The organism is Roseateles sp. P5_D6 (genome assembly GCF_054049415.1).
Map to the genome: position 1 here is coordinate 282,822 of NZ_JBFUMK010000002.1, position 22,669 is coordinate 305,490.

Below are 22,669 nucleotides of genomic sequence, written 5' to 3' on the forward strand. Positions count from 1 at the left end.
CACTTAGCAAGCGCTGTTAATTTATACAGCGCCAGTAAAAAATCTTGTTAATAAATAAGGACTTGCCTGGATATTGAGAAGTGCTGCTTGAAGTGATGGGCGTTTGCGATGTGGCGTTTGCCCCAAGGTTGAATCGCCCGCCCCAGGGCCACCGTCGCAAGCCATGTCTGACAGGGTTTTGCCGCACAAATCACGGCAAGCCTCGCCGGCTGGCCGCTCAGAATGCACTCGCCCCGTGTGATTTCTGCTGAAATTTCATGCTGTTTCAGCCCCTTCAGCCAAGAACTCAAACCGGGGGCTTCCACCAAATATCAAAACCGAGGCAGCCCCCAATGAATTTCTTGTCCCATATGCGCATCGGACAGCGCCTCGCGGCGGGCTTTGCCGTCGTGATCGCCTGCCTGATGACGATGGCCGGCCTGGGCTATTTCGGCATTCAGACCCTCAACGGCGAGATCAGCCAGTTACTGAGCACCGACTACAAGGCCGTGGCCCTGGCCAACAAGGCCAAGGGCGAACTGGGCGACGCCGTGCGCGGCATGATGACGACGCTCATCATGAGCGGCGAAGAACAGATCAAGAAGGAGCTGGACACGGTTGCCGCCCAGATGGCCGCGCATGAAAAGACCATGGCCGAGCTGGAGCCACTGCTGACCGACGAGGCCAGCCAGGAGCAGCTCAAGGCGGTCAAGGAAGCCCGCGCCAAGTTCCTGCCGGCCCAGGCGTCGTTCGTGAAGACAGTGGCGTCCGGCGATACCGAAGGCGCGCCGCTGAAGTTCCAGTTCTCGGTGCGCGCGGCCCAGGTCAAGTACATGACCGCGCTGGAGAAACTGGTCGAGGCTCGCAACGCCGGCATGGATGCGGCCGGTGAGAAGTCCAACCGCGTGGCCAACAAGACAGCCCTGCTGCTGCTCGGCCTGGCCGTGGCCGCCATCGCCGCCAGCGTGCTGACCGGTGTGTTGATCACGCGTGGCATCGTCAACCCGCTGCGCGGCGCGGTCGCTGTGGCACGCAAGGTGGCGTCGGGCAACCTGACCAGCGAGATCGAGGTGCGCAGCCGCGACGAGACCGGCGAGCTGCTGCAGGCCCTGCATGACATGAACGAGAGCCTCAAGGGCATCGTCGGCCGCGTGCGCGAGGGCACCGAGTCCATCGCCTCGGCGTCCAGCGAGATCGCCAGCGGCAATATGGACCTGTCGGTGCGCACCGAGGCCCAGGCCGCATCGCTGGAGCAGACACTGTCGGCCATGAAGACGCTGACCGACGCGGTGCAGCAGAACGCGCAGAACGCCCAACAGGCCAATCAGCTGGCCAAGGCCGCCTCGCAGGTCGCCGGCGAAGGCGGTGCCGTGGTGGCCAAGGTCGTGACGACCATGGGCAGCATCGACGCATCAAGCAAGAAGATCGTCGACATCATCAGCGTCATCGACGGCATCGCCTTTCAGACCAACATCCTGGCCCTGAACGCCGCTGTGGAGGCCGCGCGGGCCGGCGAGCAGGGCCGCGGTTTTGCCGTCGTGGCTGGCGAGGTGCGGTCTCTCGCCGGCCGCAGCGCCGACGCGGCCAAGGAGATCAAGCGCCTCATCAGCGATTCGGTCGAGAAGGTGGCCCAGGGCAGCCAGCTCGTCGCACAGGCGGGCAACACCATGCAGGGCGTGGTGGCAAGCGTGCAACGCATGACGGACATCATGGGCGAGATCACCCATGCCAGCGCCGAGCAGAGTTCCGGCATCGAGCGCGTCACGCATACCATCCATGACATGGACAAGAGCACGCAGCAGAACGCCGCACTGGTGGAAGAAGCCGCCGCTGCCGCCGACTCGCTGCGCGATCAGGCCCATGGTCTCGAGGAGGTCGTCAGCCTCTTCAAGCTCGAGGCGGCGCGCTGAAGGCGCGATCATCCCCATCCTCAAAAGATCAGGAGACTGCATGAAGACGAACAACGCCAGCCGATGGATTGCCGGCTTGGGCCTCGCCCTCGGCCTGGGCGGCGCGGCGCAAGCCATCGAAGTGGCCGGCCTCAAGTTCGACGACACCGTCAAGGTCGCCGGCAAGGAATTGAAGGTCAACGGCGCTGGGGTGCGCGTGCGCATCGTGGTCAAGGTCTATGCCCTGGTGCTTTACCTGCCCGAGAAGAAGGACACGACGGCCGGCGTGCTGGACACCCAGGGCCCGCGCCGCTTCAGCCTCGGCCTGCTGCGCGAGGTGACCGGTGACGACCTGGGCCAGGCCTTCATGGCTGGCATCACGGCCAACACCGACAAGGCCGAGCGCTCCAAGTTCGTCAACCAGCTGGCCCAATTCGGCGAGGCCTTCGTCAACATCCCGCAGGGCAAGAAGGGTGACGTCATCACCGTGGACTGGATTCCGGACACCGGCACCGTCATGGCCCTGAACGGCAAGCCGATCGGCGAGCCGATGAAGGACGTCAATTTCTACAATGCCATCCTGAAGATCTGGCTGGGCGACAAGCCCGTCGACTCTTCGCTCAAGCCCGCCCTGCTGGGCAAGGGCTGACGCTCGTGCACCACGAAACGCGCCACGTCGCCACGCGTCGTGGCGCGTTTCGCTTTGGACTCGCCAATCTCATGGCAGCATGAGCGCCGCCCGGCCGCCCGAAGGCGCTCAGCTCCCGCTTGGCGGGACAGCGCACCGCGCCAAGGGTGCACCAATGAGTTCATCTTGAGCCGCAAGCCCTCGTCATCGCTCTTTGCCGCCCTGGCTCTTGGCGCCAGCATCGGCTTGCTGCTGCCGGCCCTCATCGTCGGCGGCCTCTTCATCGGCCTGCGCGAATCCAAGGTCGCCGAGCAGGCGCTGCAGCGCGACCTCGACGCCAAGCTCGACGTGCTGGCCAGCAGCTTGCCCGAGCTGCTGTGGAACCTGGACGCTGTGGCCGCACGGGAGGTGGTGTCGGCCATCGTCAAGTCGCCCGAGGTCGTGCGCGTCAGCGTCAGCGACGCGTCCCAGGGCCTGCCCTTTATCGAGAACCACCTGCCCGAGCGGCGCCTGGGCCAGACGCTGACCGGCGAGCGCGACATCCTGCGCGGCGCCACGCGCATCGGCCACATCCAGATCGAGATCGACGACCACCTCAGCACGACGGCCGTGCTGCGCCAGCGCTGGCTCTATGGCGCGACCGTCGGCGGCCAGCTGCTGGCCTCGCTGGCCCTGGTGCTGTGGCTGTTGAACTCGCGCCTGTTCCGCCCGCTGCGCGAGCTGGGCGACTTCGCCAACGACCTCGCCGAGGGCCGCTTCAATGCCAAGCTGGAGCACACCCGCCAGGACGAGATCGGCCTGCTCGGCGGCCACCTCGAGCACATGCGCGACGCACTGCAGCAGCAGTTCGACGCCCAGCGCAATCTCATCGAGCGCCTGCGCGGCATGGCCGAGACGGTGCCCGGCGTCGTCTATCAGCTGCGTCTGGCCGTCAACGGCGAGTTCTCGTTCGCCTATGTCAGCGAGGCGGTGCGCGAATACTTCCTGCTCGGCAGCGCCGAGCTGAGCCGCAGCGCGACGCCCTGGTTCGAGCGCATCCACCCCGACGACCGCGCCGCCGTGCGCGAGAGCCTGCTGGCCTCGGCGCGCAACCTCAGCCCCTGGCAGCAGGAGTTCCGCACGCCGCAGGCGGACGGCAGCGAGCGCTGGATCTACGGCAATGCCATCGCCCAGCGCGAGGCCGACGGCAGCGTGTTGTGGCACGGCTTCCTGACCGACATCTCACGCCAGCGCCGCGACGCGCTGGAGCTGGAGCGCTACCGCCATCATCTCGAGGAACTCGTCGAGGCGCGCACTGCCGAGCTGGCGGAAGCTACGCAGGCCGCCCAGGCCGCGAGCCTGGCCAAGAGCGCCTTCCTGGCCAACATGAGCCACGAGATCCGCACGCCGATGAATGCCATCATCGGCCTGACTTATCTGGCCCAGAGCGACACCATCGAGCCCGAGCAGCAGCAGCGTCTGCAGAAGGTCGCCAATGCGGCCGAGCACCTGCTCAGCGTCATCAACAACGTACTGGATTTCTCCAAGATCGAGGCTGGCAAGGTGAGGCTGGAGCAGCGCGAATTCACGGTCGGCGAGGTGCTGGACAACATCGCCAACATGACGACCCAGGCCGCCGCGGCCAAGCGGCTGCGTGTCGAGACCGACGTTGCGCCGGAGCTGGGCGGCCGCGTGCTGATCGGCGACCCGCAGCGCATCTCCGAAGTGCTGCTGAACTTCGCCGGCAATGCGGTCAAGTTCACCGACAGCGGGTTCGTGCGCCTGGCCGCGCGGCTCGACGAGACCCAGCCAGGCCCGGCGCTGGCACTGCGCTTCGAGGTGCAGGACAGCGGGATCGGCATTGCGAACGATGCGCAGGCGCGGCTGTTCCGCGACTTCGAGCAGGCCGACAGTTCCACGACGCGGCGCTATGGCGGCACCGGCCTGGGCCTGGCAATCTGCCGGCGCCTGGCCCACTTGATGGGCGGCCATGTCGGCGTCGACAGCACCTTGAACCGCGGCAGCACGTTCTGGTTCACCCTGCCCGTCGAGGCCGGCAGCCAGGCGCCGGCGCCGCCGGTAGCGGCCCCACGGCCGCATTCAGCGCGAGAACGGCTTGCCGAGCTGGCACGAGCCCAGCCGCGCCGTCTGCTGCTGGCCGAGGACAACCCCGTCAACCAGGAGGTGGCCGTCGCCCTCATCGGCAGTGCCGGCCTGGCGGTGGATGTGGCTGCCGATGGGCAGCAGGCCGTCGACATGGTCAAGGCCGGTGACTACGCCCTGGTGCTGATGGACGTGCAGATGCCCGTCATGGATGGCCTGGACGCAACGCGCGCCATCCGCCGCCTGCCCCAAGGCGCCGAGCTCCCCATCCTCGCCATGACGGCCAATGCCTTCGATGACGAGCGCCAGCGCTGCCTGGACGCCGGCATGGACGACCACGTCGCCAAGCCGGTCGTCGCCGAGCAGCTGTTCGCGACGCTGCACGACTGGCTGTCTGGGGTGAGACGTGTGACCCCTCGCCCAGTCGCACCCCGCTGAACGCGGCTGCACCTGGTCGGTCCCCCGAGGGGACGGCGATGCTTGCGGCATTGAGCCGCAAGCACATCGCCCAAGCGGGCCGGCTCGGTGAACTGGAGTCGGACACAAGCAGTCCCTGCGGACTGCTTGTGCCTACGGAAGGCCATGAGCCTCTGGCTCATGGCAGGCCCAGCGCTCGGCCCGAAGACCGTTACTGGGATTCTTTGATGAGCCGCCCCGAGCCGGCCTGCAGCGGCCGCGCATTCATCGGGTAGAGCTTGGCGAAGATGCCGAGCTGCTGGGCCGTCATGGTGACGGGCTGGCGCAGCACCATCCACAGCACGCCTTCGCTGCAGGGCGGCGTCGTCAGCGAACCCATGTAGGTGTAGTAGCCGCGCTCGGCGGGCAGCAACTGGTTCAGGTCGATCTGCACCTGGGCTTGCAAGGCCTCGCCCTTTTCCAGTGGCAGGTTGGCCCAGACCGTCTGGATCACCGGCTGGGGCTTGTTGTCGGGCCCGCGCTCCAGCAGCACGGCGACGACGGCGAGCTTGCCTTGCGCATCCTTGTGTACCAAGTGGGCCACCATGTCGGATTGCTTGCCGTTGACGCGCTCTTCGCTCGGGCGGTGGAAGTGGAACTGCACGAGTTCATAGCGCCGGCCCATGACGGTCAGGCCGTTGCCGGCGCCGACATTGACCTGGATGGTGTGGCCGTTGTCCTGCACCGAAAAGCTGCTGGTGCGGTAGTCGAAGCTGATCTTCTCCAACTCGACGGCGATGCCCTCGCGGATGTCGATGGGGCTCTGGCGCGTGCCGACGGCGCACAGCTTGTTCTCCGGCGCCAGCTCGGCCCAGCGCTCGGGGCCGATGTCGCCGGTGTAGCCCCAATGCGTCGGCTTGGCGGCCTCGGCCTTGCCCGGCTTGACGGGTTTGGCCGCCGGCTTGGCGGTGGCCGTGCCCTCGGGCTTGGTGGACAGGCGGTCCGCCAGGCGCTGGCGCAGCACCTCCACGGGTTCCTTGGGTTCCTCTGCCTGCGCAGCCGCACAGGCGGCCAGCAGCGCGGTGATCAGCCAGCGCTTTTTCATCATGTCGGTGATTTCGGCAAGCGGCCGCCAGGCTTGAGTCACGATCAGGCCGCAACGGAGCGCCTGACGCCGTACCAGGCCACCAGGCCGACCATCATCAGCCCCGCCGACGTGAGGGCCAGCGCCACGGTCGAGTGCATGACCAGCGGCACCAGCACACCAGCCACCAGGCCATTGGCCGCCGAGCCGATGCAGGCCTGCAGCGACGAAGCCATGCCGCGGCGCTCGGGCACCTGGTCCAGCACCAGCAGCGTGACGACGGGCACCATCAGCGCCCAGCCGAAGGCGAACAGGCCGACCATGGGCAAGGCCCAGAAGGGGCTCAGCGGCGCGAACAGGTTGAGCAGCACGTTGGTGATCGACACGGCCACCATGATGCGAAAGCCCCGCATGATCTGGCGCTTCGGGCCCATCTTGCCCGCCAGCCGGCCGCTGACCGCGGCGCCAGCCATGATGCCGCCGATGGAGCACAGGAAGAACCAGAAAAACTGCTGCGGCGCGAAGTGCAGGTGTTCACCCAGGAACACCGGCGTGGCCAGCACGTAGAGAAACATGCCGTTGAACGGGATGCCGCTGGCCAGCACCAGCATCATGAACTTCGGGCTGCTGCACAGCCGCCAGTACTCGCGCATCAGTGCGCCGACGTGGAAGGGCTGCACCAGGTTCGCGTGCAGCGTCTCGGGCAGCAGCCGCCAGTTGGATACCAGCAGGGCAGCGCCCACGGCGGTCAGGAACCAGAAGATGGAGTGCCAGTCGGCGTGCACGAACAGGAAGCCGCCCACCATGGGCGCGATGGCCGGTGCCACACCGAAGAAAAGTGTCACCTGCGACATCACCCGCTGCGCATCCGCCGGTGGGAACATGTCGCGGATGATGGCCCGCGACACGACGATGCCGGCGCCGGCCGACATGCCCTGCACCGTCCGCCAGAACACCAGCTGGCCGATCGAGCCCGCCACCGCGCAGCCAACGCTGGCCGCCGTGAAGACGCCCAGGCCGATCAGCACGACGGGGCGGCGGCCGAAGCAGTCCGACAGCGCGCCGTGGAAGAGGTTCATGAAGGCGAAGCCCAGCAGATAGGCGGACAGCGTCTGCTGCATCTGCACCGGGGTCGCATCCAGCGCCGCGGCAATGCCGGCAAAGGCCGGCAGATAGGTGTCGATGGAGAAGGGGCCCACCATGGCCAAACAGGCCAACAGCACGGACAGGGCCCAGCGAGGCGCGCGCCACAGGCGGCTGGCTTCGGGATTCATGCGCGGCAGTCTATCGAGCCGGGGCCGTTCAGCCGAAAGAAAGAGGCAAGAAAAGAGTGAAGCAAGCCGATAGGCCGGATTCTGTGCGCCGCCCTCCCCTTGCGGTTCGGACGGCGTGACCGCCATTCCTCTGGGCCGAGCATCACTGCCCGGCTCGGTGCCACCTACCCGCCAGCTCTGCGAGCCGCATCAACGCTGGCCTACTTGGTGTTGCTGCGCGTAGAGATTGCCCGTTTCACCTCTGCCGGGCAGAGCCCGGCAGAGGTGCTATGCGGCTCGCGCTTGCGCGCGAGGGTGCGAGGCTTTCGCCTCGCCCCAACGCCAGCTTGCGCTGGCGCCGCATAGACCACCCATCGGGGTGTCCCAGCAGAACTCGTCTCTGTTGCTCTGATCCTCGGCTTTCGCCGGGCAGCCGTTAGCTGCTACGCCGCTCTATGCAGTCCGGACCTTCCTCCAGGGCCATGTTTCCATGCTTGCCCCAGCGGCGGTCTGGCTTGCTTCACGGGAGCGAGTATCGCAGCCGCGGGCATGTGGTTTGCCTGAGGCCACGTCCACTACCGAGATTCCGTCATGACTTCACCCGTGAGAACCGGCCAGGCGCAGATCATGGGCCGCCAGGAGTTCGGCGAGCGCTTCCGGCAGCGCTTCGTCGACCCGGCCTACGGCGCCGAGCGCGACGCATTGGGTCGGCTGGAGCAGATTGCCTGGGAGGCCTTCGAGGAAGGCCGCAAGGCCCCGATCACCGTCAAGGCCGGTGCGGGCTTTGCCGATCCCGACTACGACCTGTCGCGCGAATGGCGCGACCTGCACCTGCGGCTGAAGGAGGCTCAGGACGCCTGGGCCAGCTCATCATCGCGCGTCCTCGTCATCAACGCCTCGCCGCGCAACGACGGCAGCTGCCCCGGTGAGATGTCCAAGACCTGGCGCATGACACAGATCGCCCGCACCGCCTGCGAGGCCGAAGGCATTGCCGTGGAAGTGCTGGACCTGAGCCGGTTGACGTCGGATTACGACCGCCACATCCACCCCTGCAAGGGCTGCGTGTCCACCGCGATGCCGCTGTGCCACTGGCCCTGCAGCTGCTACCCCAACCACGCCACCGGGCAGACCAATGACTGGATGGCCGAGATCTACGAGCATTGGGTGCGCGCCCACGGCGTGCTGCTGTTGACGCCGGTGCACTGGTACCAGGCCACCAGCCCGCTGAAACTGATGATGGACCGCCTCGTTTGCGCCGACGGCGGCAACCCCGACCCGACCTCCACCCAGGGCAAGAAGCCCGAACTGGCGCGCGAGATGGAGCTCAAGGGCTGGGACTACCCCAAGCACCTCGCTGGTCGCGTCTACGGCCTCGTCGTGCACGGCGACGTCGCCGGCATCGACGGCACGCGTCGTGCACTGTCGGACTGGCTGGACTGGATGGGCCTGGTCGACGCCGGATTCGGCGCGCGGTTGGACCGCTACATCGGCTACTACGAGCCCTATGCAACCAGCCATGACGCTCTGGACAAGGACACCGACGTGCAGGAAGAGGTCAAGCGTGCCGCGCGCGCGGTGGCGCTCAGCGTTGGCCTGATGCGCGACGGGCACATAAAGCATGGCGACGAAGGCCTGCCCAAGCCACGCACCAAGTGAGCTGGCACACTGCTCCGATTCGCAGAAATGGAGCCCTCGATGAAAGCCGCCAGCATCCTCGACACCATCGGCAACACGCCGCACATCCGCCTGCAGCGCCTGTTCAGCGGCGCCGAGGTGTGGGTCAAGTCCGAGCGCAGCAACCCGGGCGGCTCCATCAAGGACCGCATCGCGCTGTCGATGATCGAGGACGCCGAAGCGCAGGGCCTGCTCAAGCCCGGCGGCACCATCATCGAGCCGACCTCGGGCAACACCGGCGTCGGGCTGGCCATGGTGGCAGCGGTGAAGGGCTACAAGCTCATCCTCGTCATGCCGGACAGCATGAGCATCGAGCGCCGCCGCCTGATGCTGGCGTATGGCGCGAGCTTTGACCTGACGCCGCGCGAGAAGGGCATGAAGGGCGCCATCGCCCGCGCCCGTGAGCTGCTAGAGCAGCACCCCGGCTCCTGGATGCCGCAGCAGTTCGAGAACGCCGCCAACCCGGCCATCCACGTCAAGGCAACGGCACAGGAAATCCTGCGCGACTTCCCTGAAGGCCTGGACGCGCTGATCACCGGCGTCGGCACCGGCGGCCACATCACCGGTTGCGCTCAGGTGCTCAAGGCCGCCTGGCCCCAACTCAAGGTCTACGCGGTGGAACCCAGCGCCTCACCGGTCATCAGCGGCGGCCAGCCCAGCCCGCATCCCATCCAGGGAATCGGCGCGGGCTTCATCCCGGCGGTGCTGGACACGGCGCTGCTGGACGGCGTCATCCAGGTCGAGGCCGAGGCCGCACGCGAATACGCCCGCCGCTGCGCCCGCGAGGAAGGCCTGCTCGTCGGCATCTCCAGCGGCGCCACGCTGGCCGCCATCGCGCAGAAGCTGCCCGAGTTGCCGGCGAATGCACGTGTGCTCGGCTTCAACTACGACACCGGCGAGCGCTACCTCTCGGTCGACGGCTTCCTGCCACAGACCTGAGCGCAGCGCCTCACTCGCCGGCGCCGACGTCGTCGTCGACGGCGCCCTCGTTGTCCTTGCGCGCCTGCCTGGCCAGTTCGGCCTTCAGCGGCTTCAGCGAATCGATCAGCGTCTCAGGCGGCTGCGGCGACACGAGGCGCAGCGCCGGCGGCGGCAGGCTGGCCAGGTAGGGCGGGCCGAAGACGTATTGCTGTTCCTGGCGGCTGCCCACCTGCAGGCCCAGGAAGAGCAGCAGCAGGGCCGCAATGCCGCCGTTCAGGATGCGCCGCGCGCCCGGCCAGACCAGGCCGGCATGCCAGGCAACCAACGCCGCAGCGGCCACCGGCGTGGCCAGCGACTCCACCACCATCAGGCGCGGCCACGAGAAGGCATAGGCCACCGCCGGCAGCAGCCACTCCAGAACCTGCAGCGTGACGATGACAACCAGGGCACGGCGCAGATGCGTCGTGAACGGGAAGCGATGATGAAAGAGCTGGCTGGCCAGCGACCACAGCCCGGCCCAGCCGAGTACGAAGGCCAGCGGCCCGAGCAACGGCGAGGCGTAGTCGATCCAGCGCGCGTCCGGGTCGACGGCGCTCCAGCGGTCCAGCCACTGGAAGAACACCAGAGAAAGCAGCAGCAGCGGCAGCAGAGCCCAGTGGCGCACCGGATGGATCACCATCAAATGCTCGGGCGCCAGCGCGTCGGCGCTGGTGCGCAGGCGCAGCAAGCAGCTCGCGAGTTGGAAGGCGCCGCCTTCGGGCAGCGTGGCCTCCTCGCCCGCGGCCAGGCGCTTGCCGGCGACGCTGCCGCCATTGCGGCTGTCCAGCAGCCTGAGATTGACACCACCGCCGGGGGCGAGTTGCAGCTCGGCATGTTCCGCGGCGAGGTGGCCGTCGTCCAGCACGATGTCGCAGGCCGGCGAGCGGCCGATGCGCACCGGCCAGTGCGTCACGCGCTGCACCAGGGTCGCGCGGCCGTCGCGGCCCAGCAGTTCGACGACTGCGGCGTCAGGGATGGCAGGCATCACTTGGCTTTGCTGTTCGTCCACGCGAAGCCCTCCAGGTAATGCGCCGCCAGCTTGAGCGCGTTGTCGAAGCTGATGCCGCGGGCGTCGAAGCGGCCCAGCGCGCCTTCGGTGGGTGAGTCCACCGTCGTCACGAGCACGCTGAGGTCGTGCAGGCCGTCCAGCTTGCGGTAGGCGCGCAGGCAAACGACGGCTCGCAGCGGTAGTCCATCACGATCGACGAACTGCTCCTTGCAGTACGGCGCGGTGCGCGACTTGTCGGCGCTCCCCAGGCGCTCGTTGCGAAAGCTCCCCGTGTACTGGCGCGCAAAGCGCAGCGCCCCGAGCTTGCTGCCGTCATAGGCCTCATGGGACATGTCCAGCCAGCCCGTCTGCAGATTGCCGCTGACGAAGAGGGCGTGGTCCATGCGGCACTGCGAGCGTTCGAAGTCCAGGCCCTTGGTATCGGCCGAGGTGCCCCGCCCCCAGCAGCGCATGAAGTCCTGCTTGGGCACGGGCAGGCGGTAGCGGTCGTGATTGGCGCTCTCCCACGGTGCGGCCAGGAAGCGCGTGACGAGCTCGTCCTGGTAGCGCGTCAACTGGTCGCGCAGCCGGCCCCAGGCCGCCGTGCGGATGGGTTTGGCGGCGAGGCTGCGCTTGACCAGGCTCTCGGCGAACTCGCCGGGCACGAGGAAGCTGACCTGTTGGGCGAACAGCAGCGTCGACACATTGACGCCGACGACCAGGCCGTCCTCGTCCAGCACCGGGCCGCCGCTCATGCCGGGGTTGATGCCGCCGGCGTAATAGATCAGCGGGTCGAAGCTGCGCTCCACCAGGCCGTTGTAATTGCCCTCGACGACGGCGAAGGCCACGTCGTGCGGGTTGCCCATGGAATAGATGCGCTCGCCCTTGGCCAGCGGCTGGTTCTGCGGGCGGAAGGTCAGCGCGCCGCGGCCCTTGAGCCCACCGCCCTTGCCGTCGTCGACGGCACGCAGCAGCGCGAGGTCTCGGCGGGCGTCGAAGTCCAGCAGCTCCAGCGCCCCGCCCTGGCCGTCAGTCGTCGCGTAACGCAGCCGGTAGCTGTCGGGCTCCAGCGCGAACTGGCTGATGACGTGGTAGTTCGTGACGACATGGCCGTCGTCGCTGACGAGGAAGCCCGAGCCGACCGAGGCCTGGCTGTCCTGGGTCTTGAGCAGCGTGCGGATCTGCAGCAGCTGGCCCTTGCTGCGCTCATACAGGCGCCGGGCGCTGGCGGACACGGTGGGGGGCTGCGCCTGTGGCTGCTGCGGATTGGGCGCGGTGGCGGGCGCGGGCGGCGGCGATTGCGCAGCAGCGGCAAGGGCCAGGCCGGCGAACGCCGCACCCAGCAGGGACTTCAGACAGGACTTCAGCAAGCAGGACCTCCGGTGGAGGCCGCCGATGCTAGCCGCTTTGCGCACGACAGCCGCTCGTCACCGCGCAAGGCCCGTGAAGCATTCCGAATCATCCGTGGCCGAAGCGGACCTGGTTGGGCTGCTTGGCCGGCTGCAGCTGGAAGGCCTGCGGGTGCTTGCGGAACAGCTTGGTCGACGCTGCCGTCTTGGGCAGCAGGCCGGCCTCTTTCAGCGCCTTGGCCGCCACGCCGAGGTCATGCCATTGGCCATCGGCCAGCCTGGGCAGCAGGGCCAGGATGGCATTGATCTCCCGAGCGGCGGCAACGTTGGCGTCAACCGGGGCGGGTGTCGCGGCCGGCTTGGGTGCAGGCGCCGGCGCAGCCTTCGGCGCAGGTGCAGGTGCCGGCGTTGGCTTCGCAGCCGGCGCAGGGGCCGGGGCCGCGGCCTTGGCCGGCGCGGCTCTCTTCGCGGCTGGCCGGGGAGACGCGGTCTTCCTCGCCGGCTGGCGCTTGGCCGAAGGCTTGCCGCTGTCATGGGCCAGCTCGTTGAACTGGTCGTAGATGGCGATCACACCGTCGCCCGTCTTGCCATGTTGGCCAAAGCCGCGCAGCCAGGCGCCCTTCTCGCGCAGGCGCAGCACCAGCGGTGCAAAGTCGCTGTCCGACGACACCAGCACGATGACGTCGGGCTTCTCGGTGATGGCCAGTTCCATCGCGTCGACGGCCATGGCAATGTCGGTCGAGTTCTTGCCGATGGCGAGATTGACGATGGCGCGCAGGCCCAGGCGCTTCAGGAAGGACTGGTGGGTCTGCGCCTGCTCGGCGTTGCAGTACGCGCGGCGGATGTGGACGGCTTCATAGTCCTTGAAGGCCATCTGCAGGGCCTGCTCGATGACGTCGGTGGCGACGTTGTCGAAGTCGACGAGAAAAGCAACTTTCTTCATGCGATGAGTTTCCAGTTCAGGGTTTCGCCGCCGCGCAGGGGCTTCAACTGCGCTTCACCGAAGGGCACGGCGCTGGGCAGGGTCCAGGGCTCGCGTTTGAGAGTGACGGTGCCGGTGTTGCGAGGCAGTCCATAGAAGTCGGGGCCATGGTGGCCGGCAAAGGCGTCGAGCTTGTCGAGCGCACCAATGCCTTCGAAGGCCTCGGCATACAGCTCCAGCGCCGAGATGGCCGTGAAGCAGCCGGCGCCGCAGACCGAGTTTTCCTTCAGCTGGGCGGCGTGCGGCGCGCTGTCGGTGCCGAGGAAGAACTTCGGCAGGCCCGAGGCTACAGCCTTCAGCAGGGCCTGGCGGTGCTCCTCGCGCTTCAGCACGGGCAGGCAGTAGTAGTGCGGGCGCAGGCCGCCGGTGAAGATGGCGTTGCGGTTGTAGAGCAGATGCTGGGGCGTGATGGTGGCCGCCGTGAAGCGATCGCTCTCTAGCACGTACTGGGCCGCTTCCTTGGTCGTGATGTGCTCGAAAACGACCTTGAGCTCGGGCATGGCCGCGCGCAACGGCTTCATGACGCGCTCGACGAAGACGGCCTCGCGGTCGAAGACGTCGATGTCGCCGTCCGTCACCTCGCCGTGCACCAGGAAGAGCAGGCCCTCGCGCTGCATGGCTTCCAACGTCCTGTAGGTCTTGCGCAGGTCTGTCACGCCGGCGTCGCTGTTTGTCGTGGCACCGGCCGGATAGAGCTTGAGGGCGACGACGCCCGCACCCTTGGCACGCTTGATCTCGTCCGGCGGCGTGTTGTCCGTCAGGTACATCGTCATCAGCGGCTGGAAGTCCAGGCCCTCAGGCAACGCGGCCAGGATGCGCTCGCGGTAGGCCACCGCCTGGGCGGCCGTCGTGACCGGCGGGCGCAGATTCGGCATGACGATGGCGCGGGCGAACTGGCGCGCCGTGTAGGGCAGCACGCTGGCGAGCGCCGCCTCGTCGCGCAGATGCAAGTGCCAGTCGTCAGGCCGGGTGAGGGTGAGCTGTATGGGAGCTTGGGTCATAAAACCGGATTGTCGCCGCCGCACCCCGCCCGGTGCAGGCACACTGCGCATCTCATTGAAAGGAGCTTGCACCCCCTCATGAACACCCCAAAACGACTGGCCGGTACCCTGGTCCTGTTGGCGCTGTTTGGCGGCGCCCTGTTTTTTGCATTGCGCGCCAATGACGAAACCAAGCAGATCGCGCAGGAGCAGGCGGCCGTCACGAGCGCCGAGCCGCTCAAGGGCCTGATCGCCGTCGACGTGGAGGCGTTCTTCAAGGACGAGAGGGTGAGCAAGCTGCTGGCTGGCGCCAAGCTGCCGGTGCAGGTGGCCCGCGTGGGCAGCCGCGACATGGCGGCGAAGATCGGCGCGGCCGACCAGCCCGACTTCTTCATCGCCAGCGGCGTCGTCGCCGCCAACATGATTGCCGACGCCGCCCGCAAGGCCGGCAAGACGGCCACGCAGACCTCGCCCTTCCACACGCCGCTGGTCGTGGCGTCCTGGGAGCCGGTCGCCAAGATCCTGGCCGCCAACGGCATGGCCAAGGCGATGGCGCCCAAGGTCTACAGCCTGGACATGGAGAAGTTGACGCAGGCCATGCTGGCCAAGCAGCGCTGGCGCGATCTCAAAGGCAGCGGCGACTACGCCGTATCGCGCAGCGTGCTGGTGAGCACGACCGACATCCGCCGCAGCAACTCGGCCGCCATGTATCTGGCGCTGACTTCGGCGGCGCTGAACGGTGACGTGGTGGCCGACCGCACGGCAGCGCAGAAGTACGCGGCCCAGCTCGCCGAGCTGTTCAAGCGCCAGGGCTTCCAGGAGAACTACGTCAACGGCGCCTTCGACGACTACCTGTCCATCGGCATGGGCAAGACGCCGATGACCTTCATCTACGAGGCGCAGATGGTGGCCCAGGCCCAGAAAGGCGGCGTACGGCCCGAGATGGTGCTGATGTACCCGCAGCCCACCATCGTCAACAAATGGGTGCTGGTGGCGCTGAACGAGCGCGGCAAGCGGCTGGCCGAACTGCTGGCCACGAACAAGACGCTGCAGGCCGTGGCGCTGGAGCAGGGCTTCCGCACCGGCGACACGGCTGCCTTTGCCGAGGCTGCCAAGACCGCCGGCCTGGCCGTGGACGTGAAGCTGAACCAGGTCATCGACCCGCCGGGGTTCGACCTGATGTTTGAAATGATCGACATCGTCAGCCGGGAGATGAACCAGTGATGCGCCGTGCCCTACTGTTGTTGAGCTTCGCGCTGCTGGCCGCCTGCGGCAAGAAGCCTGAGCCCGCCGCGCCGACGGCGCCCGAAGCGCCCCAGAGCGCCGGCGCCACGCTGCAGGTGCTGGCCACCAGCGACCTGAAAGACATCGAGCCGCTGGCCGCACAGATCAAGGCCGCCACCGGCATCGACGTGCAGTTCCGCTTCGGCGGCACGATGGAGAGCACCCAGGAGGTGCTCAGCGGTGACAGCGCCGGCAAGCCCAAGCCCGACGTGGCCTGGTTCGCCAACGCCAAATACCTGCTCAGCGACGCGGCCGGCCAGGGCAAGGTCAAGCTGCAGGAAAAAATCATGCTGTCGCCCATGGCGGTAGGCGTCAGCAAGAGCGATGCGGCCAAGAACGGCTGGGACAAGCCCGACGCCAAGCTGACCTGGGTCGACATCACCCGTGCCGCCAAGCAAGGCAAGCTGCAGTACGCGCTGTCCAACCCGGCCACCAGCAACCAGGGCTTCATGGCCCTGCTGGGCGTGGTGGCCGCGGCCGGCGGCAAGGGCGAGGCGCTCTCCGCCGCCGATGTGGACCGTGGCGCGATTGCCGACTTCCTGAAGGGCTACAAGATCGTCGGTGACAACTCCACGTATCTCGCCGAGCAGTTCATCAAGCAGCAGGGCACTCGGGCCAACGCCTTCATCAACTACGAGAGCTGGCTGCTGAGCCTGAACGCCAGCGGCAAGCTGCGCGAGCCCCTGCACCTGATCTATCCGTACGAAGGTGTGGCCACGGCCGACTACCCGTTCATGCTGCTCAACGAGGCGCGTCGAGCCGACTACCTGAAGGTCGTCGAATACCTGAAGGGCGACACCGCCCAACTGTGGCTGGCACGCCAGACGCTGCGCCGCCCGATGCGCGCCGAAGTGGCCGCCCAGGTCGCCGACATCCTGCCGGCGCGCGGATTCCAGGTCGAGCTGCCCTTCTCGCCCGATCGCCAGCTGGCCGACGGCCTCATCGACGCCTACCTGAACGAGTTCCGCAAGCCTATTGCCAGCACCTTCGTGCTGGACACCAGCGGCAGCATGCAGGGCAAGCGCCGCGAGCAGCTCGTCGAGGCCATCCACTACCTGGCGGGCGCCGACGCATCGCTGACCGGCCGCGTCGCCAAGCTGACCAACCGCGAGCGGCTGTGGTTCCTGCCCTTCAGCGACCGGCCGCGCGAGCCGGTGGCCTTCGAGATCCCGGCCGGCAGCAAGGTGGCCAAGGGCGTGCTGCCGCAGGCCGACACCGAGGCCAAGCGCAATGAGCTCAAGCGTGTGCGCGACGCCGCCGACGAACTGAAGATGGCCGGCGGCACGGCCCTGTACGACGCGGTACTGGCCGGCCTGCAGCAGATGCTGGAGGAACGCAAGCGCAACCCCGACTACCAGTACTCGGTCGTCGCCTTCACCGACGGCAAGAGCAATATGGGCCGCCGCCTGGAAGACTTCAAACGCGCCTACGAGCAGCTGCCCGAGGACGTGCGCGGCATCCCCGTCTTCATGGTGCTGTTCGGCGAGGCCGACGCGGGCGACCTCAAGGCGCTGGTGGAGATCACCGGCGGCCGCGTCTTCGACGCGCGCAAGATGCCGCTGTATGCGGTGTTCAAGGACATCCGGGCGTATCAATGAGCGGGCTTCTCAGATGGCTGAACGCGCCAGCCAACTGGTGCGGCCTGCTGGCGGCGACCGCCGTGCTGGTGCTGAAGGGCCTGGGCTTTCTCGGCGGCTGGGGTTTGGGTGTCGCGGCGCTCGGCTATGCCGTCGGCCTGGTCGGCGGCGCGCTCTGGTGGGGCTGGCCCAGCACGCGCGAGGACGCCTGGGAAGCGCTGAACTTCGAGGACGAGGGCGACGCCCGCGAGGCCATGGGCCGGGCGCTGGCCGGTGTGCGCGGCCTGACGGAACACAACCCGGGCGGGCGCATTCCGGCGCCGCTGGCCCAGCGCATCAAGCAGCTCTGCCAGCGCCTCGAAGGCCTGCTCGACCAGTGGGAGCGCAGCAAGGGCCAGCTCAGCCTGCAGGAAACCTTCCACGCTCGCCACATCGCCATCAGCTATCTGCCGCAGGCGCTGAACACCTATCTCAGCATCCCGGCGCAGTTCGCCACCACCAAGCTGCTGGCCAATGGCAAGACGGCGCAGACCACCTTCGAGGGCGTGCTGGCCGAGCTGGAGACCAAGGTCGAGCAGCTCGGCGACGATCTCGCCTCGCAGGACGCCCAAGCCTTCCTGCGCCACAGTGAATTCCTGAACCAGAAGTTCGGCAGCAAGGACATCGCATGAACACCACGACCACGACAACCGCCGCTCCCACGTTCACGCTGACCCCGCCCGAGGTCATCACGCCGGTGCAACCGGCCGCCGCCGTCGAGGCCGTGCCGCTGAAGGCCGAGGTCAGCAGCCAGGTGGATGCGCAGGTGCAGCGCTTCATCGAGGCGCTGGAGAAGGAAGACCTGCACAGCGAGCCCTTCAAGGCCAAGCTGGACAGCGCCTTCCAGCTCGGCCGCCAGGAGATCAGCCTGGCCGCCGGGCTGATGCAGGGCAGCCTGATGCAGCGCAATTTCGTCGGCGCGACCGACACGCCGGCCTACAAGGCCATCGCGGCCATCCGCGGCCAACTCGACGAGCTCAACCCCGGCAAGGACGGCGACCTGCTGCAGCCGCGCAAGCTGCTCGGGATCATCCCCTTCGGCAACAAGCTGGAGGCCTATTTCCGCCGCTTCCAGTCCGCCAGTTCGCAGCTGCAGACGGCCATGACCCAGCTCTACGCGGCCAAGGACGACATCCAGAAGGACGTCATCGACGTCGAGGCCACGCGCAGCAAGCTTTGGGAGGCGATGCAGAAGCTCGCCGCCGCCGCGCGCTTTGCTCGTGTGTTGGACGAACGCTTGGCCACGCGCGTGCAGCAGCTGCAACCCACCGACCCGATGAAGGCCAAGGCACTCGAACAGGAAGTGCTGTTCTACGCCCGCCAGAACCTGGCCGACATCCAGACCCAGCAGGCCGTCTGCGTGAACGGCTACCTGGCGCTGGACGTGCTGAAGAAGACCGGCCGCGAGATGATGATTGGCTGCGATCGCGTCGCGACGACGGGCATGAGTGCCCTGGCCGTGGCCCAGACCGTGGCGCGCGCCACCGGCAACCAGATCGAGGTCATGCAGATGCTGCAGGGCGTCAACAAGACCATCGGCGACCTCATCAACCAGACCGGCACGGCGCTGAACCAGCATGTGGACGCGACCGCCGAGTTCTCGGCCAACCCCATGCTGGGCATCCAGCAGATCCAGTCCATGTTCGACCAGACCTTCCAGGCCATGGATGCGATGGACAACTTCCGCAGCAAGGCCATCGAGACCATGGGCACCAACAACAAGCTCATCCAGGAGCAGTTGCAGCGCTCGGAGGGCTATCTGGACCGCGTGCGCCAGCAGCAGGCCAAGGCGGCCGTGTCGGGCGCGGCGGCCATCGAAGGCCCGGTCAAGCTATAGGGAAGCGCTGAACAAGTCCTCACGCGCGGCGCATCCCTGCTTTGGGCGGTCTGCTGCGTTGCAAATCCTCGCCATAGCCAAGCTATGGCTGTGGTTTGCGCCTTGCAGCCCATCCCAAACCAGGGCGCGCCGCATCGCGGGACCTATTCAGCGCTCCCCTGGGCATCAAGCCGGTCGGCCAGCCGGCCCGCCAGCCAGTCCATGAACACGCGCACCCGGCGCGGCGTGTGGCGGCGCTGGCTGAGCACGAACCGCACGGGCAGCGGCGCGGCATCGAAACCTTCGAGCACCTGAACCAGAAGGCCGCCGGCCAGCAGATGCCGCACGCCCTGGAGGGGGAACTGCGCGACGCCGGCGCCTGCCACCGCCGCGGCCTGGTAGGCGTCGGTGTTGTTGACGGTGACGCGTGACGGCAGGGTCAGCGTGCGTTCCTGCCCGCTGGCGTCCACCCAGTCGAAGCGCGGGCGGCGGTCGGCCCAGCTCTGGCTGTAGTGCACCAGGTGGTGGCCCTGCGCGACCAGGTCGTCCGGCGTGGCCGGCGTGCCATGCGCGGCGAGGTAGCCGGGGCTGGCCACGTTGACCATGCGCATCTGCCCCAGCGGCCGCGCCACCAGCAGCGGGTCGTGCACGGCACCCACGCGCAGCACGCAGTCGAAGCCCTCTTCCACCAGGTCGACGCGGCGGTCGGTGCAGCTCAGCTCCACGGTCACGCCGGGGTGGGCGGCCAGGAATTCCGGCAGGGCCGGCAGCACGGCGTCCAGCGCCAGCCGCACCGGCATATCCACGCGCAGCCGGCCGCTGAGCTGCTGGTCCTGCTGGAACAGCGCCTCGATCTCGCCGGCGTCCGCCATCAGCGCGCGGGCCCGCTCCGCGAGCAATTCGCCATCCGACGTCAGGCTGACCCGCCGGGTGGTGCGCTGGAAGAGCCGCGTGCCGAGTTGCGCCTCCAGGTCGCGCACCACCTGGCTGACGCGGCCCTTGGGCAGGCCCAGCTCATCGGCAGCCCGGCTGAAATGGGCCAGTTCGGCCACCTGCAAAAAGACGCGCAGCGAAGCGAGGTCGAGATTGGATGTCATTCAAAGCACAGTCATTTCAGCTGCGGCGACTTTATCCACATCAGAACGAACAATAAATTTCACTCCGTCCACAAACCCCATCCTCTGACGGAGCTGATATGAGTTCTTCCCCCATCACCCTGATCACCGGCGGCAGCCGCGGCCTTGGCGCCCAGATGGCGCTGGCCCTGGCCCGCGACGGCCACGACATCGTGCTGACCTACCGTGAAGCCGCCGCAGCGGCGGATGCCGTCGTTGCACAAATCCAGGCCCTGGGCCGCCGCGCGCTGGCACTGCCGCTGGATGTGGCCGACCCGACAAGCTTCCCGGCCTTCGCCGAGCGCTTGGACGCGGGCCTGAAAGCCTGGGGCGCCAGCCAGCTCGGCGGCCTCATCAACAACGCCGGCGCCGGCGCGCATGCCAGCTTTGCCGAGACAACGCCGGCCCAGTTCGACGCGATGCTCGCCATCCACCTGAAAGGCCCCTTCTTCCTGACCCAGGCCCTGCTGCCCTTGCTGGCCGACGGCGCGAGCGTCCTCAACGTCTCCAGCGGCCTGGCCCGCTTCACCATCCCGGGCTATGCCGCCTACGCGGCCATGAAGGGGGCGGTGGAAGTGCTGACCCGTTACCAGGCCAAGGAGCTGGCGGCCCGCGGCATCCGCGTCAACACGCTGGCGCCGGGTGCGATCGCGACCGACTTCGGCGGCGGCGCGGTGCGCGACAACGCGGAGCTGAACCGCTTTGTCGCTTCGGTCACGGCGCTGGGCCGGGTCGGCGAGGCCGAGGACATCGGTGGCGCTGCGGCCGCGCTGATGCGCCCCGGTGCGGGATGGATCACCGGCCAGCGCATCGAAGCCTCGGGCGGCATGTTCCTTTGAATCAGCGCGTCGAGATGGCGCGGCGCGGCTAGGCGGCGCCGCGGCCCTGCTGGCTGGTGAAGTAGGCCACCTTGCGCGCGCGCATGACCTCGCCCAGAGGCCGGTGCGCCATCAACGCCTGCCAGGGGTCGAAGACACCGGCTTCGACGCGAGCGATGAAGTCGACGTCGGTCGACGGCGCTTCCAGCGTCAGCTCGGCCACGTCGACGAAGGGCGCGACGGACTCGGGCCATTCGACGGACGCGTCTTCCAGCGGCGTGCGCGCCTCGTCGACGAAGAACTGCAGCTGCAGCCGGTACTTCAACGGGCCGGCCGCCGCCTGGGCAGCGAGATCGCCCGCCCAGTCGCCGTTGACCTCGGTACGCGGCTTCAGCCCGGCGGGCGGCAGCAGGCGCAGCTTGACGGCGGCGGGGCCGCAGCTGATGGGCAGCGTGCTGGCAAAGGCCTCGGTCGCGAACCCCGTGAAAGGCTTGCCGGCCGTCGCGGCCAGCTTCTTGAGCTGCTTGAAGCCGCCTATGAAGCCGAAGGTCTTGAACATCCAGCCGATCACGGCGCCCGGGCTGCGGCCGGCTGCCTCGACGAGACCGAAGAAATGGCGGCTGTCGGGAAACGCAAAGGCCGTCTGGTTGATCAGCGACAGGTCCTGGTGATCGGTGCGGCCGCCGAGGGCCGCCTCACCATCGACGCCGAAGACCCGCATCGCAAAGCCGCGGATGTCGGGCCGGCGGTTGCTCTGCTTGTCCATGGCGCCGTTGGACAGCCGCACCCAGACCTCATGCTCACCCGGCTCGGCAAAGAGGCCGTGGCGGGCATGCCCTGGCAGGCCCTGCGGCACACGCAGCCGCCCGCGCACCGCGGCAACGCCCTTGCGGTGCAGTGCACGGCCGGCGCCGAAGCGCTCGTCCTTGCGCTTCTGCATCTCGGCCATGGCCTTGGCGGCGGCAGCGTGGCGAGCAGCTTCGTCGGCCGCGATGACTTCTCTCCATCCCGTGCCGACGTTGCTCATCACGGGCTCCGTTCCTAGTGCTGGAGAATCTTCGCGAGGAAGTCTTTGGCGCGCGGCGAGCGCTCCTCGGGCTTGGTGAAGAAGTCGCTGCTGCTGCAGTCCTCGACGATCTTGCCCGCGTCCATGAAGATGACGCGATTGCTGACCCGCTTGGCAAAGCCCATCTCGTGGGTCACACACATCATGGTCATGCCCTCGTGGGCCAGTTGCACCATCACGTCCAGCACTTCGCCGACCATCTCAGGGTCCAGCGCCGAGGTGGGCTCGTCGAACAGCATGACGATGGGGTCCATCGACAGCGCCCGCGCGATGGCCACGCGCTGCTGCTGGCCGCCGGAAAGCTGGCCGGGAAACTTGTCCTTGTGGGCGCTCAGGCCGACGCGGTCCAGCATCTTCAGGCCGCGGGTCTTGGCGTCGGCCGCCGAGCGGCCCAGCACCTTGATCTGCGCGATGGTCAGGTTCTCGGTCACCGACAAATGGGGAAACAGCTCGAAATGCTGGAACACCATGCCGACGCGCGAGCGCAGCTTGGGCAGGTTGGTCTTGGGGTCGGCGATGGAGATGCCGTCGACGACGATGTCGCCCTTCTGGAAGGGCTCCAGCGCGTTGACGGTCTTGATCAGCGTCGACTTGCCCGAGCCGGACGGCCCGCAGACGACGACAACCTCGCCCTTCTGGATGGTCGTGGTGCATTCGGTCAGCACCTGGAAGCTGCCGTACCACTTGGAGATGTTCTTGATATCGATCAT

19 protein-coding genes and 1 other RNA gene are annotated in these 22,669 nt (G+C 67.7%); 10 read left to right on the top strand and 10 right to left on the bottom strand.

What is annotated here, in order from left to right:
* Positions 1-332: 332 nt before the first annotated feature.
* The 3 genes from ACXJKM_RS03350 to ACXJKM_RS03360 all read left to right on the top strand — a co-directional run bounded on the left by ACXJKM_RS03350 (position 333) and on the right by ACXJKM_RS03360 (position 5,016).
* A complete protein-coding gene (locus ACXJKM_RS03350; RefSeq protein WP_457350233.1) occupies positions 333-1,889 on the top strand; it encodes a methyl-accepting chemotaxis protein in 1,557 nt (518 codons plus the stop codon).
* Positions 1,890-1,929: 40 nt separating this feature from the next.
* Complete coding sequence (locus ACXJKM_RS03355; protein ID WP_457350234.1) at positions 1,930-2,517, top strand: chalcone isomerase family protein; 588 nt, start codon at positions 1,930-1,932, stop codon at positions 2,515-2,517.
* 165 nt (positions 2,518-2,682) lie between these two features.
* Positions 2,683-5,016 carry an ATP-binding protein gene (locus ACXJKM_RS03360; protein ID WP_457323999.1) on the top strand — a complete coding sequence of 778 codons (2,334 nt, stop codon included), beginning with the start codon at positions 2,683-2,685 and terminating at the stop codon, positions 5,014-5,016.
* Between the two features lie 190 nt (positions 5,017-5,206).
* On the opposite strand, the gene ACXJKM_RS03365 is transcribed toward ACXJKM_RS03360, so the two are convergent.
* The 3 genes from ACXJKM_RS03365 to rnpB all read right to left on the bottom strand — a co-directional run bounded on the left by ACXJKM_RS03365 (position 5,207) and on the right by rnpB (position 7,833).
* Positions 5,207-6,121, bottom strand: coding sequence for a carbonic anhydrase (locus ACXJKM_RS03365; RefSeq protein ID WP_235532075.1), 915 nt, complete (start codon positions 6,119-6,121; stop codon positions 5,207-5,209).
* A 2-nt stretch (positions 6,122-6,123) separates the two neighbouring features.
* Positions 6,124-7,332 (bottom strand): multidrug effflux MFS transporter, encoded by a 1,209-nt coding sequence (locus tag ACXJKM_RS03370; protein ID WP_457350236.1) that lies wholly within the window; start codon positions 7,330-7,332, stop codon positions 6,124-6,126.
* Positions 7,333-7,386: 54 nt separating this feature from the next.
* An RNA gene (gene rnpB, locus ACXJKM_RS03375) (RNase P RNA component class A) lies at positions 7,387-7,833 on the bottom strand.
* Positions 7,834-7,902: 69 nt separating this feature from the next.
* On the opposite strand from rnpB, the gene ACXJKM_RS03380 reads away from it, so the two are divergent.
* The gene (locus tag ACXJKM_RS03380) at positions 7,903-8,967 is read left to right on the top strand and encodes a flavodoxin family protein (RefSeq protein ID WP_457350238.1); all 1,065 of its coding nucleotides are present in this window, start codon (positions 7,903-7,905) and stop codon (positions 8,965-8,967) included.
* 39 nt (positions 8,968-9,006) lie between these two features.
* Positions 9,007-9,924: a cysteine synthase A gene (gene cysK, locus ACXJKM_RS03385; RefSeq protein ID WP_457350240.1), complete on the top strand. Its 918-nt coding sequence runs from the start codon at positions 9,007-9,009 to the stop codon at positions 9,922-9,924.
* A gap of 10 nt (positions 9,925-9,934) precedes the next feature.
* On the opposite strand, the gene ACXJKM_RS03390 is transcribed toward cysK, so the two are convergent.
* The 4 genes from ACXJKM_RS03390 to pyrC all read right to left on the bottom strand — a co-directional run bounded on the left by ACXJKM_RS03390 (position 9,935) and on the right by pyrC (position 14,265).
* Positions 9,935-10,930, bottom strand: a complete 996-nt coding sequence (locus ACXJKM_RS03390; protein ID WP_457350242.1) for an FHA domain-containing protein — start codon at positions 10,928-10,930, stop codon at positions 9,935-9,937.
* Positions 10,930-12,303, bottom strand: a complete 1,374-nt coding sequence (locus ACXJKM_RS03395) for a S1 family peptidase (protein ID WP_457324571.1) — start codon at positions 12,301-12,303, stop codon at positions 10,930-10,932. The genes ACXJKM_RS03390 and ACXJKM_RS03395 overlap by 1 nt, the downstream gene beginning before the upstream one ends.
* 88 nt (positions 12,304-12,391) lie before the next feature.
* The gene (locus ACXJKM_RS03400; protein WP_457350244.1) at positions 12,392-13,225 is read right to left on the bottom strand and encodes an NYN domain-containing protein; all 834 of its coding nucleotides are present in this window, start codon (positions 13,223-13,225) and stop codon (positions 12,392-12,394) included.
* A complete protein-coding gene (pyrC, locus tag ACXJKM_RS03405; RefSeq protein WP_457350246.1) occupies positions 13,222-14,265 on the bottom strand; it encodes a dihydroorotase in 1,044 nt (347 codons plus the stop codon). Before pyrC ends, ACXJKM_RS03400 begins: the two co-directional genes overlap by 4 nt.
* A 78-nt stretch (positions 14,266-14,343) precedes the next feature.
* Between pyrC and ACXJKM_RS03410 the strand changes: the two genes are divergently transcribed.
* Genes ACXJKM_RS03410 through ACXJKM_RS03425 form a run of 4 tightly spaced genes read left to right on the top strand, consistent with a single transcriptional unit; the run spans position 14,344 to position 18,981 of the window.
* Entirely contained in the window at positions 14,344-15,468 is a 1,125-nt protein-coding gene (locus ACXJKM_RS03410; protein ID WP_457350248.1) for a hypothetical protein, read from the top strand.
* Positions 15,468-17,126 carry a substrate-binding domain-containing protein gene (locus tag ACXJKM_RS03415; protein ID WP_457350250.1) on the top strand — a complete coding sequence of 553 codons (1,659 nt, stop codon included), beginning with the start codon at positions 15,468-15,470 and terminating at the stop codon, positions 17,124-17,126. The genes ACXJKM_RS03410 and ACXJKM_RS03415 overlap by 1 nt, the downstream gene beginning before the upstream one ends.
* The gene (locus ACXJKM_RS03420) at positions 17,123-17,776 is read left to right on the top strand and encodes a hypothetical protein (protein ID WP_056202858.1); all 654 of its coding nucleotides are present in this window, start codon (positions 17,123-17,125) and stop codon (positions 17,774-17,776) included. Before ACXJKM_RS03415 ends, ACXJKM_RS03420 begins: the two co-directional genes overlap by 4 nt.
* The gene (locus ACXJKM_RS03425; protein ID WP_457350252.1) at positions 17,773-18,981 is read left to right on the top strand and encodes a toxic anion resistance protein; all 1,209 of its coding nucleotides are present in this window, start codon (positions 17,773-17,775) and stop codon (positions 18,979-18,981) included. Before ACXJKM_RS03420 ends, ACXJKM_RS03425 begins: the two co-directional genes overlap by 4 nt.
* 143 nt (positions 18,982-19,124) lie before the next feature.
* On the opposite strand, the gene ACXJKM_RS03430 is transcribed toward ACXJKM_RS03425, so the two are convergent.
* A complete protein-coding gene (locus tag ACXJKM_RS03430) occupies positions 19,125-20,057 on the bottom strand; it encodes a LysR substrate-binding domain-containing protein (protein WP_457350254.1) in 933 nt (310 codons plus the stop codon).
* Positions 20,058-20,155: 98 nt separating this feature from the next.
* On the opposite strand from ACXJKM_RS03430, the gene ACXJKM_RS03435 reads away from it, so the two are divergent.
* Entirely contained in the window at positions 20,156-20,914 is a 759-nt protein-coding gene (locus ACXJKM_RS03435; protein WP_457350256.1) for an SDR family NAD(P)-dependent oxidoreductase, read from the top strand.
* A gap of 28 nt (positions 20,915-20,942) precedes the next feature.
* Here the strand turns inward: ACXJKM_RS03435 and ACXJKM_RS03440 are convergent, their stop codons facing one another.
* Together ACXJKM_RS03440 and ACXJKM_RS03445 are read right to left on the bottom strand one after the other, a co-directional pair.
* Complete coding sequence (locus tag ACXJKM_RS03440) at positions 20,943-21,920, bottom strand: catalase (RefSeq protein WP_457350258.1); 978 nt, start codon at positions 21,918-21,920, stop codon at positions 20,943-20,945.
* A 14-nt stretch (positions 21,921-21,934) separates the two neighbouring features.
* On the bottom strand, positions 21,935-22,669 hold the full coding sequence (locus ACXJKM_RS03445; RefSeq protein ID WP_056202848.1) for an amino acid ABC transporter ATP-binding protein: 735 nt from the start codon (positions 22,667-22,669) through the stop codon (positions 21,935-21,937).